The sequence below is a fragment of the Candidatus Palauibacter soopunensis genome (genome assembly GCF_947581735.1).
In the GTDB taxonomy this organism is placed as follows: Bacteria; Gemmatimonadota; Gemmatimonadetes; order Palauibacterales; family Palauibacteraceae; genus Palauibacter; species Palauibacter soopunensis.
In genome coordinates this window covers 215,107-225,661 of record NZ_CANPVT010000008.1, presented here as the reverse complement: position 1 = coordinate 225,661, position 10,555 = coordinate 215,107, and the positions used below count along the sequence as shown (strand labels likewise).

13 protein-coding genes are annotated in these 10,555 nt (G+C 68.0%); all 13 read right to left on the bottom strand.

Going from position 1 to position 10,555, the window contains the following annotated elements:
- Positions 1-5: 5 nt before the first annotated feature.
- A complete protein-coding gene (gene nadD / locus RN901_RS05150; protein WP_310756638.1) occupies positions 6-635 on the bottom strand; it encodes a nicotinate (nicotinamide) nucleotide adenylyltransferase in 630 nt (209 codons plus the stop codon).
- A complete protein-coding gene (gene bamD, locus RN901_RS05145) occupies positions 616-1,419 on the bottom strand; it encodes an outer membrane protein assembly factor BamD (RefSeq protein ID WP_310756636.1) in 804 nt (267 codons plus the stop codon). The genes nadD and bamD overlap by 20 nt, the downstream gene beginning before the upstream one ends.
- Positions 1,416-2,336, bottom strand: coding sequence for a tetratricopeptide repeat protein (locus tag RN901_RS05140; RefSeq protein WP_310756634.1), 921 nt, complete (start codon positions 2,334-2,336; stop codon positions 1,416-1,418). Before RN901_RS05140 ends, bamD begins: the two co-directional genes overlap by 4 nt.
- 34 nt (positions 2,337-2,370) lie before the next feature.
- The gene (locus tag RN901_RS05135; protein ID WP_310756632.1) at positions 2,371-3,147 is read right to left on the bottom strand and encodes a glycosyltransferase family 2 protein; all 777 of its coding nucleotides are present in this window, start codon (positions 3,145-3,147) and stop codon (positions 2,371-2,373) included.
- Positions 3,144-4,094: a UDP-glucuronic acid decarboxylase family protein gene (locus tag RN901_RS05130; protein WP_310756630.1), complete on the bottom strand. Its 951-nt coding sequence runs from the start codon at positions 4,092-4,094 to the stop codon at positions 3,144-3,146. The genes RN901_RS05135 and RN901_RS05130 overlap by 4 nt, the downstream gene beginning before the upstream one ends.
- Complete coding sequence (locus RN901_RS05125) at positions 4,091-5,419, bottom strand: UDP-glucose/GDP-mannose dehydrogenase family protein (RefSeq protein ID WP_310756628.1); 1,329 nt, start codon at positions 5,417-5,419, stop codon at positions 4,091-4,093. Before RN901_RS05125 ends, RN901_RS05130 begins: the two co-directional genes overlap by 4 nt.
- A gap of 52 nt (positions 5,420-5,471) precedes the next feature.
- Positions 5,472-6,434, bottom strand: a complete 963-nt coding sequence (locus tag RN901_RS05120; RefSeq protein ID WP_310756626.1) for a GDP-mannose 4,6-dehydratase — start codon at positions 6,432-6,434, stop codon at positions 5,472-5,474.
- A gap of 37 nt (positions 6,435-6,471) precedes the next feature.
- Positions 6,472-7,449: a porphobilinogen synthase gene (gene hemB / locus RN901_RS05115; RefSeq protein WP_310756624.1), complete on the bottom strand. Its 978-nt coding sequence runs from the start codon at positions 7,447-7,449 to the stop codon at positions 6,472-6,474.
- Positions 7,442-8,248: a uroporphyrinogen-III synthase gene (locus RN901_RS05110; protein ID WP_310756622.1), complete on the bottom strand. Its 807-nt coding sequence runs from the start codon at positions 8,246-8,248 to the stop codon at positions 7,442-7,444. The genes hemB and RN901_RS05110 overlap by 8 nt, the downstream gene beginning before the upstream one ends.
- 109 nt (positions 8,249-8,357) lie before the next feature.
- Entirely contained in the window at positions 8,358-8,549 is a 192-nt protein-coding gene (gene rpmB, locus RN901_RS05105) for a 50S ribosomal protein L28 (RefSeq protein ID WP_310756620.1), read from the bottom strand.
- Positions 8,550-8,567: 18 nt separating this feature from the next.
- Positions 8,568-9,071: a hypothetical protein gene (locus RN901_RS05100; protein WP_310756618.1), complete on the bottom strand. Its 504-nt coding sequence runs from the start codon at positions 9,069-9,071 to the stop codon at positions 8,568-8,570.
- Positions 9,072-9,089: 18 nt separating this feature from the next.
- Positions 9,090-9,452 (bottom strand): 50S ribosomal protein L17, encoded by a 363-nt coding sequence (gene rplQ, locus RN901_RS05095; protein WP_310756615.1) that lies wholly within the window; start codon positions 9,450-9,452, stop codon positions 9,090-9,092.
- Positions 9,442-10,545 (bottom strand): DNA-directed RNA polymerase subunit alpha, encoded by a 1,104-nt coding sequence (locus RN901_RS05090; RefSeq protein ID WP_310756613.1) that lies wholly within the window; start codon positions 10,543-10,545, stop codon positions 9,442-9,444. The genes rplQ and RN901_RS05090 overlap by 11 nt, the downstream gene beginning before the upstream one ends.
- Positions 10,546-10,555: the final 10 nt, after the last annotated feature.

Here is a 10,555-nt window from a genome sequence, read left to right as displayed (position 1 = left end):
GGGGCTCACTGGGTTACATGGCGTGCCCGGCGTCCGGCCCAGGCGCGCTCGACATGGTGTCGGATCGTTTCCGGAACGAGGAGGTGGACCGAACGCCCCTCCTCGAGGCGCTGCCGGATCCGGCTCGCCGAGATATCCACTCGCGTGACGTCGGCGACAACATACTCGATCGGCATCGATTCCGGGGAGGGTGCGGGCTCCCGGCCGCCACGCGGCATCACCGCAATGCGAGCCAGCTCCGGAAGCCGGCGCCAGCGTTCCCAGCGGTGGATCGCCGCGAACTGGTCCGCGCCCATCGCGAGGACGAGCCGGTCGGAAGGAAAGCGCCGCGCGAGGGCTTCCAGCGTGTCCACCGTGTAGGAGGGACCCGCCCGCTCGATCTCCAGCGGGCTGACCTCGATACCGGGCAGGTCCGCGAAGGCCCGGCGCGTGAGGTCGAGGCGGACCTTCACCGGGAGCGTGACTTCACGGTGCGGCGGATCCCCCGCGGGGATCACGAGCAGCCGGTCGAGGCGCAGCGCTTCGACAAGGTCGCGCGCCACGGAGACGTGGCCCAGGTGCGGCGGATCGAAGCTCCCGCCGAGGATGCCCGTCCGCCGACCTCCCGCCGGGACTTCAGCGGGGGGAACCGACATCCCCCGCGGAGTCCGCCGCCGCCGGGTCTTCTTCCGCCAACAGCAACCGGGTTTCCTCCGATTCGGGAAACTCCGCCAGCAGCCGCTCCCGGACGACGCCGGCCTCGGTCTCGTATCCCACGACACTGTAACTGCGATACAGTCGCAACAGGAGATCCGGCAGGAAATCCTCGGTCGGATCCTCGGCCAGCGACTTTTCGAAGTAGACGATGGCGGATTCCGGCAGCCTCCAGCGATCCTGATAGTACTTCCCGATTTCGTAGCTCTTCTCGGCCAGCTTCGCCCGCGCGTCCGCCATCAGGCTTTCGGCCTGCTCGCGGAAGGGGGTCGTCGGGAAGAACTGCAGCAACCGCTCGCATTCCTCGAGGGCACGCCGAGTGAACTCCTGCGAGAGCGTCACCCGGGGCGACGCCGCGAGGTAGGCGCGGCACAGCCCGAACTGCGCGTCGTCCGCCAGCGGACTGTTGGGCCGGTTCGTCGCCATGCGCCGGAACTCTTCCACGGCATCGAGTTCGTTGCCCGCCCGGAGCTGGCCCTCGGCTGCAAGGTACTGCGCGCTGTCGACGAGCGGATTCAGGGGATCGCGGATCATGAAGGCGAGGAAGCCCTCGGCCGCACTGCGATACTCCTCGGCGTCGAACCGGTCCTGCGCCCACTGGAAGAGATCCGGTGGCTCGAGTTCGCCCGGGGGCCCGGAACTCGAGCAGCCCGCAAGCACGAGGACCGTGGCGGCGAGCACGCCGTGAAGCGCATTGCGAGGCGCCGTCGCGGCCGGGAGCCTCATTCGAAGCCGAAGCGGATCTGTCGGATCCGCTCCTCCGCGCGCCGGACGAGCGCGTGCGTGCGTGTCGGGTTCAGTTCCAGCACGCGGGCGTAGTTGACGAGAGCTTCGTCGGTCTGGCCGAGCGCCAGGTGGAGTTCGCCGATGAGGAAGTGCGCTTCGACCATGTGCGTCCGCGGCTCACCGAGTTCGACCATTTCCGCCAGCTTCTCGAGGGCGGCGGCGGGGCGGCCCTCGGCCCGGTCTTCATCGGCCGAAACGTAGAGGCAATTCCCGTAGCGGTAGCGGGCGTCCCCCGGGTTCGAGCGGTTTTCCTCCATCGCCTCGAGGAAATCCCGATAGAAGGGCAGCGCGCGAGTGCAGGCGCCGAGCTGTTCATATGCGAGGCCGACATCGTACAAGACCGCCGGCTCCGGATCCCCCTCCCCGGCGAGGAGCGCGAGGCGCAGCGAAAGGGCGCGGGCGTAGTCACCCTCCGCCGCATGATAGGCGGCCAGCGAGCGCTGGAGGTCGGCGGGAAGATAGCCCAGTCCCCAACCGACGAGGGGCTGGAGTGCGCGGGACATGTTCTCCGCCGCGCCCCGCTCCCGCGCGGACCACGCGAGTCCGGCGAGCGAGGCCGCCGCCTGATGCCGCAGCCGCGGGTCGCGCTCCGCCAGCGTCTCGTAGACGGTGAGCGCCTCGTCGACGTCGCCGCGCACCGCGTAGGCATGCCCGAGCCGGAGGAGGAGATCGTCCGTGTCTCCGCTGACGCGGCGGGCGAGGAGATACTCGGCGATCGCCTTGTCCGCATCCCCGACGGCCAGGTATCGATCCCCGCGCACGACGGAGCGGTCCACCGGGTCCTCGCACGCCGCCAGCGCAAGCGCCGCCAGGACCCCGGCGGTCCCCTGAACGATCCACTGACGGACGGTCACCATGGGCGCCCCTGCCGGCCTTCGTCTCCCGATTGTCTCAATTCTCCCCGCTTTCGACGCCGCTACGGATGTCGCCCGTTGCCTCGCGCGATGCGCTCGGCCCGCCCTTGCGCGTCCAGCGGCGGACGAGGCCGTACAGAAAGATACAGCGCAGCGCGGAAACGCCATCGCGCCAGCCGATCTTCTTGCCCTCCGCGTACGTCCGTCCCGCGTAGGAGATCCCGACCTCATACACGCGCCAGCCCCCCATGGCGATCTTCGCCGTGAGTTCCGGTTCGACGCCGAAGGCCCGCTCCTCGATCGTGAGCTGCTCGATCACTTCCCGGCGGAAGCACTTGTAGCACGTCTCCATGTCCGTGAGGTTCAGGTTCGTCATCATGTTTGACAGCCGAGTCAGCCACCGGTTCCCCACGTAGTGCCAGTAGTAGAGGACGCGGTGCGGCTGGCCACCCATGAATCGCGATCCGTAGACGACATCCGCTCTGCCGGAGAGGATCGGCTCGAGGAGGCGCGGATACTCGGCGGGGTCGTATTCGAGATCCGCGTCCTGGATGATGATGATATCGCCGCTGACACCCCTGAACCCCGTTGAAAGCGCCGCGCCCTTCCCCTGGTTCCGCTCGTGCGCGATGACCCGATCGACCAGCCCTTCCGCTTCCAGCCGGTTCAGGATCGACGCGGATGCGTCGGCCGAGCCGTCGTCGATCGCGACGAGCTCCACGTCCGGGGCCACCTCCTTCACGCGCCGGACGATCGCCTCGAGCGTCGCTTCCTCGTTGTATACGGGCATGACCACGGAGACCTGTGCGTTCATTCGGGTCCTGCCCCGGGCGGCCGCATTTCCCGAAAATACTCGACCGTTCGCTTCAGTCCGACCTCGAGCGGGACTCGGGGAGTCCAGTCCAGCCGCGCGGCGGCGAGAGAGATGTCCGGAGAGCGCCTTCTCGGGTCGTCCTGGGGCAGCGGACGCACGTCGGTCGTGGATGCGGAGTCGGTGCTCGCGAGCACGAGATCGGCCAGCTCGCGGATCGTATACTCGCCGGGATTGCCCAGGTTCACCGGCTCGTGGATATCGACGTTGAAGAGACGCCAGATCCCCTCCACAAGGTCGGATACGTAACAGAAACTCCGTGACTGGGAGCCGTCTCCGTAGACCGTGAGCGGCTCCCCCCGCAGCGCCTGGACGACGAAATTCGAGACTACGCGGCCATCGTCGGGACGCATGCGCGGGCCGTAGGTGTTGAAGATTCGCACGATGCGCGTATCCACGCCGTACTCGCGGTGGTAGGCCATCGTGATGGCCTCGGCGAAGCGCTTCGCCTCGTCGTACACGGAGCGCGGACCGACCGGGTTCACGTTGCCCCAGTACGTTTCTGGCTGAGGATGGACGAGCGGATCTCCATAGACTTCCGAGGTGGAGGCGAGCAGCAGCCGGGAGCCGCTCGCTCTGGCCAGACCCAGGGCGTTGCGCGTGCCGAGGGCGCCTGCTTTCAGCGTGTGGATCGGGAAACGAAGGTAGTCGACCGGGCTGGCCGGCGAAGCGAAGTGGAAGATCCCGTGGATCTCCCCCTCGATCTCGATGGGCTCCGACACGTCCCGCTCGATAAACGCGAAGCTCGGTTCATCCCGCAGATGGGCGAGATTCCGCCGCGTCCCGGTGATCAGGCTGTCGATCCCGACGACCGAGTGCCCCTCGGCGAGGAGGCGGTCCGTGAGGTGCGAGCCGAGGAAGCCGGCGGCGCCGGTGACGACCAGTCTCATGCGATCTCCGCCTGACCGGTCTGCCTGCGCCCGATCGGGTAGTGCTCGAACCCCCGCGAAGCCATGCGGTCCGGTTCGAACACGTTGCGCCCGTCGAACACGATGGGGCGGGCCATGCGCTCCGCGAGACGAGACCAGTCGGGACGCCGGTACTGGAGCCACTCCGTCACGACCACGAGCGCGTCCGCGCCGTCGAGCGCCTCGTACTCGTTCGCCGCGTATTCCACGGCGTCTCCCAGATAGAACTCGCGCGACTGCTCCATGGCGGCCGGATCGTGCGTCACGACGGACGCCCCCCGTTCACGCAGCGCCTCGGCGATCGCGCGCGAGGGCGCCTCGCGCATGTCATCCGTGCGCGGCTTGAATGCAAGCCCCCAAAGCGCGAAGCGCAGCCCTGTGAGGTCGTCGCCGAACCGCTTCCGGATTTTCCGGACGAGGACGGTGGTCTGGCGATCGTTCGCGTCGGCCACGGACCTCAGGATGCCGAGGTCGACGCCCTGCCTTTCAGCGGAGCGGATGATCGCCCGCACATCCTTGGGCAGGCAACTGCCGCCATACCCCGTACCGGCGTAGAGAAAGGCCGATCCGATGCGAGGATCGGAGCCTACGCCGCGGCGGACGCGCTCGATGTCGGCTCCGGTCTGTTCGCACAGTTCGGCGAACTGGTTCATCATGCCGATCCGGGCGGCGAGCATTGCGTTTGCCGCGTACTTGGTCAGTTCCGCCGAGGCGATGTCCATGAAGATCAGTGGGTTCCCCGAGCGGATGAAGGGTTCGTACAGCTCCTCCATGCACCGCCGGGCGTGGTCCGAGTCCACGCCGCAGACGACCCGGTCGGGGTAGAGGAAGTCCCCCACCGCGTCTCCTTCCTTGAGGAACTCGGGGTTGGAGCACATATGGAAGGTCAGATCGGTCCGTCGGGCGATCTCGTCCCGCACGATGTCGTTCGTCCCGACGGGCACGGTGCTCTTCATGACGACGACTGCGCCGGGGCGCAGATGGTCTCCGATCACCCGGGCCGCGTCCAGCACGAAGTCGAGGTCCGCCAGTCCGTCCTGACCGGGCGGCGTACCTACCGCGACGAAGATGACGTCGGCCGTCCGGACGCCTTCCGCCGCGTCCGTTGTGAATCGAAGCCGTCCGGCGGCGAGGCCCTCCGAGATCAGGCGCTCGATGCCGGGCTCGTAGAACGGGACGTCTCCGGAGTTCAAACGCCGGATCTTCTCTTCGTCAACATCGGCACAGGTGACGCGGTTCCCCGACCCGGCCAGACAGGACCCTGCGACGAGTCCAACGTATCCGGTGCCGATCACGGTGATGTCCATTGAGTTCTCCGTCACTCTTCGTCAGAGGCTCTCGGTGTCGGGGCTCGACCCATCAGGCCGCGCCGGAGCTCGCGACCCAGTCCACGGTGGCGTGTACGCAGGCCCGCAGGTCGCGCTCCGCGCGCCACCCGGTCGCGGCCCGCAGCCGCGTGGGGTCACCGACGATGGCTTCGGGCTCTCCGCGCCTGACAAGGGACGGATCGCGCACGATCTCGGGCTCGATCTCCGCTCTCTCGAGCACCCACTCGAGCAGGCGGCGGATCTTCGTCGCGATCCCGGAGCACACGTTGTACGCCATGTGGGGCGTCCCGTCGAGGTCGGAGATGCCTGTGAGCGCCCGGACGCCGTCGCGCACGTCCGTGAAGTCGCGCACCACGTCCAGATTGCCCACGGCAAGCCGCGGTTCCGCCGTTCCCCGCCGAATCGCGAGGGCACGACGGCAGAAGCTTGGGAGTACGAACACGGGACGCTGTCCGGGACCGACGAGCGGAAAGAGCCGTGCGACGACCACACGCACGCCCAGAGCCGCGCCGGCTCCGCGGGCGAGAACATCCTGGGCGGCCTTGGTCGCGCCGTACACGCTCGTCGGCCGAAGCGGCGTACGCTCTCCCATCGGTCCGCCACGGCCCCCGCCGTACGAATCCGCGGAACCCGCCACGACCACGGCCTGCACGTCCGCGGGAGCCTGCGCGACCGCTTCGATGAGGCTCAAGGTGCCCGCGCCGTTCACCGCGAGGGCAGCGCGGGACCGCACGCTGGCCTCGGCGCTCGACGAGAACCCGGCAAGGTGGAAGATTCGGCGCGGACGGGCGGCGTGCACGACCGAGGCGACGGCGTCGGCGTCCCGCACGTCGAGCTGTGTCCATTCGGCCGCCGCGCGGGCGGCCGCTGAAAGGGTCCCGCCGCAGGAGGCCTCCCCGAACATCGTCGCCGTCACCTCGTATCCGCCGTCCAGCAGATGCTCGACCAGGTGCTGTCCGATGAACCCGTCGCCGCCCGTCACGAGGACCCTCACCGGAGGCACCCGGTCGAGCGACGGGTGACGGCGGACACTAGAGCGCCCGCGCGAGGCGCCGCGCGGCATAGGTCACGACCAGATCCGCCCCCGCACGCCGGATGGCGCGGACCGCCTCCAGGCTGGCCGCTTCCGCGTCGAGCCAGCCACGGGCACCCGCGGCCTCGATCATCGCGTATTCCCCGCTCACCTGATACGCGGCGGTGGGCATCCGGAATTCATCCTTGACCCGGCGGAGGATGTCGAGATTCGGCAGCGCCGGCTTCACCATGACGAGATCCGCCCCCTCGGCGATGTCGAAGCGGACCTCGCGGATCGCCTCATCCGCGTTCCGCACGTCCATCTGATACCCGCGCCGATCCCCGAAGGCCGGTGCGGAGTCCGCCGCGTCACGGAAAGGGCCGTAGAAGGCGCTCGCGTACTTCGCGGCATAGGACAGAATGGCCACGTCCTCGAGGCGAGCTTCGTCGAGCGCCGCGCGAATCACTCCGACTCGACCGTCCATCATGTCCGACGGCGCGACGATGTCCGCCCCTGCGGCCCCGTGACTTACGGCCTGGGCGGCGAGCCGCTCGAGCGTCGGGTCGTTCGCGACGCGGTCGCCGTCGAGGATCCCGCAGTGGCCGTGATCCGTGTATTCGCATAGGCAGACGTCCGTGATCAGGACCAGGTCGGGAAGCGCGCGGCGAAGCGCCCGCAGCGAACGCTGGATCACGCCGTCGGGCTCGTCCGCGCGCGAACCCCGCGCATCCTTGCTTGCGGGCAGGCCGAACAGGAGGACGGCCCGGATCCCCTCGTCGAACGCCGCGCCGGCTTCTTCGACGGCCGCCTCGACGCTCACGCGGTCGATCCCGGGCATCGAAGGGATCGGCTGCCGGGCCGGACCCCGGTCATCGACGAACATGGGGTAGATGAGATCGGAAGCCTCGAACCGAGTCTCCCGCACCAGTTCGCGCAGGGCGGCCGTGCGACGCAGACGGCGTGGCCGGGCGGCGGGAAACGACGCTTCAGGCATGGCCGTGAGTCGCCGCGAAGCGGCCGGGGCGCGCGGCGGATGCAACCAGAGCGTCCACGAGGCCGGGCATCGAGTGGGTAGCCGCCACGACGTGCACCGGCAGACCGAGCCCGGAGAGCGTCGATGCGGTCACCGGACTGATGGCGGCGACGAGGGCACCGCCGGTCTGCGCACCGACGAGTTGCACGAAGGCACGGGCGGCGGATGAGGCCGTAAACGTCAGCCAGTCCCCGCGACCCAGTTCGATGAACTCCCGGAGAGCGTCCCGCACGTCGCGGTTGACCTCCACCGCGTAGGCCGGGGCGACATCGACCCGTGCTCCGGCGGCGACGAGTCGTGTCCGCAGCACGGGGCGTGCCCGCTCCGCCTGCACGAGCAGGATCCGCGCGGCCGAGAGGCTCCCCGGACCGGTCGCCGCCACGATCTCGTCCGCGAGCGCTTCGCCGCGATAGACCGGCGGCACGAGGCACTCCGCCACTCCGAGGGCCCGAAGCGCGTCCGCGGTCGCCGGACCCACGGCTGCGAACCGGCCCGCCGCGTGCGCGATCGAGTCCGCTTCCGGCGCGGCCTCTCCCAGGCGGTGGACGGCGTTCACGCTGGTCAGCACGATCCAGTCGTATTCGGCCAGTCGTGCGGCCGCCCGCCCGAGCGCCGCCGGATCGGATGGGGGGATCAGCCGGATGGTCGGCGCCGTCGTGACGGTCGCACCCACGGCCTCCAGGAGGGTGCGGAAGCCTTCGGCCTGCCCGGCGGGCCGCGTGACCAGCACGCGCTGGCCCGCGAGCGGGAGGGGAATCACCGGGCGGCCGATGCGAGACGACCGGCCGCGGGGACCCCCGTGGCCGGTCGCCGGTCAGCAGTCCGCGGCAAAGCCCCCGCTACGTCCGAAACGTCGCCGAGACGCGTCGTCAGGACGCCTTGACGACTTTTCCCGCCTTGATGCACCGCGTGCAGACGCGCACACGGCGACGACCCGAATCCTCCACGATCTTCACCCGCTGGAGGTTCGGCATGAAGCGCCGCTTGCGCTTGTTGTTCGCGTTGCTGACGTGGTTCCCGACGCCGGGTCCCTTGCCGCAGACGTAACAGAAATTCGCCATGACCCGCTCAGTATCCGCTCAGTGCACGTGTACGGAGTCGGCGAGCAGGAAGGTCGGGGACGATGGAATGAGCTCGCCCATGCCCTCCTGTACCGCTCCGGACTCGACCCAGACGCCGGCGATCGAATCGTTGAATGTGTAGACCTGCCCCGAGACGGCGACGCTGTCGCCGCCGTAGATCGTCACGTTGGCCATTCTGAGGAGCTGGATCGGATCGGGTTCCATCAGCACGGGATAGGCGACGCCCGAGGCAAGCTGGATCGCAAACGCGCCCTGCCCGAGACCGGTCGAGACGCGGATTCCTTCGATCATCACACGGCGGTTGACGGCTCCCTGTGGATCAGCCAGGAGGTCGGACGCGTCCAGATCACGGGCCGCTTCGATCTCGGCCGCTTCAGCTGCGGCGCGTGCCTCCTCGATGTCGCGCGACTGGAGATTCAGCCAATACATGAACCCTCCGATGGCCGCCAGCGCGACGATGCTGAGGATGACGCCGAGCCCACCTTCACCTTTGTTGGACATGTCTCTTCTCCCGGTTCCTCACGCCTCGCGATCGGTGAATTCGATGAGCGCCAACTCCGCTCCGTCACCCTTCCGCGCGCCCAACTTCAGAATCCTCGTGTATCCGCCCGGTCGATGCTCGAAACGCGGGCCGATCTTCTCGAAGAGCTTCCGCAGTGCGGCGCGGTCCGCGATCTGCCGGCCAGCCAGCTGCCGGCTGTGCAGATCGCCTCTCTTCGCCAAAGTGATGAGCTTTTCGGCGAACGGCCGCAACTCCTTCGCCTTCGCCTCGGTCGTTCGGATCCGCTCGTGCAGGATGAGGCTCGTTGCCATGTTTCGCAGCATCGCCTTCCGATGGCTGCGCGTCCGACTGAGTTCGCGCCCCTTCTTTCTATGCCTCATCGTCGCCCTGAGCTCCGTTTCCCGCCAGATCGTCCCGCAGGTAGAGGTTCCCGTCTTCATCCCGCAGGAACGACATTCCGAACCGGAGTCCGTGCCGGCCGAGGACCTCCGCAAGTTCCTCGAGAGATTTCTCTCCGAAATTCTCCAGCCGCAGGATATCGTCCCGCGACCGCGTGACGACATCGCCCAGCGTCGTGACGCCCTGCTTTTCGAGCGTGTTCCTTGAACGTGCCGAGACCTCGCTGAACTCCTCGAGCGAGCGTTCGAGCAACTCGACAAGTCCCGAATCGACGGGCTCCCTTCCGCTCTCCTCGGTCACCGGCTCGACGGCGTCCGGCAGCGTGGGCACGGTCCCCATCTGACTGAAATACGACAGGTGCAGCCGGACGATCTCCGCCGCCTGCGAAACCGCCTCCGCCGGATTCAGGGCACCGTTGGTTTCGACATCCACCTCCAGCCGGTCGAAGTCCGTGCGCTGGCCGACGCGGGTCTCCCTCACGTTGAAATTCGCGCGGGTTACGGGGTTGTAAACGGCGTCAATCCGGATCGTCCCGACCGGAAAGTCACGCTTGGCTTCGGTCTCCTCGGGAGCCGCGTGGTGCTCCGCCATGACGAAGCCACGGCCGCGATTCACCCACAGGTCGAAGGTGAGAGGACGGTTCTCGGGCAAGTCCTCCTGCAGCGTGAAGAGCACGAGGTCGGGGTTCACGACCTGAACCGACGCATGCTCCACGATCTGCTTCGCGGTTACCGGACCGGCCCTGTGAGCCGTCAGCGAGAGCTTCGCTTCCTCTTTGTCTTCATCCATCACCAGAACCAGGCGCTTCAGGTTCTGGATGATCTGATGTACATCCTCCGCGACCCCGTCGACCGTCTGGTGTTCATGCTGAACGCCGTCTGCCCGGAATGCCCAAACCGCCACGCCGGGAAGCGAGGACAACATGATCCGCCGGATCGAGTTGCCGATCGTGTGTCCAAACCCGCGCTCCAGCGGCTGGAGAAGAAACGACGCACGCGACCCGTTGGGGGATCGCTTCTGTTCCTCCATCGCTTCCGGAAGCACGAGACCGGCCAGATCTACCGACACCGTCATATGCACTTCA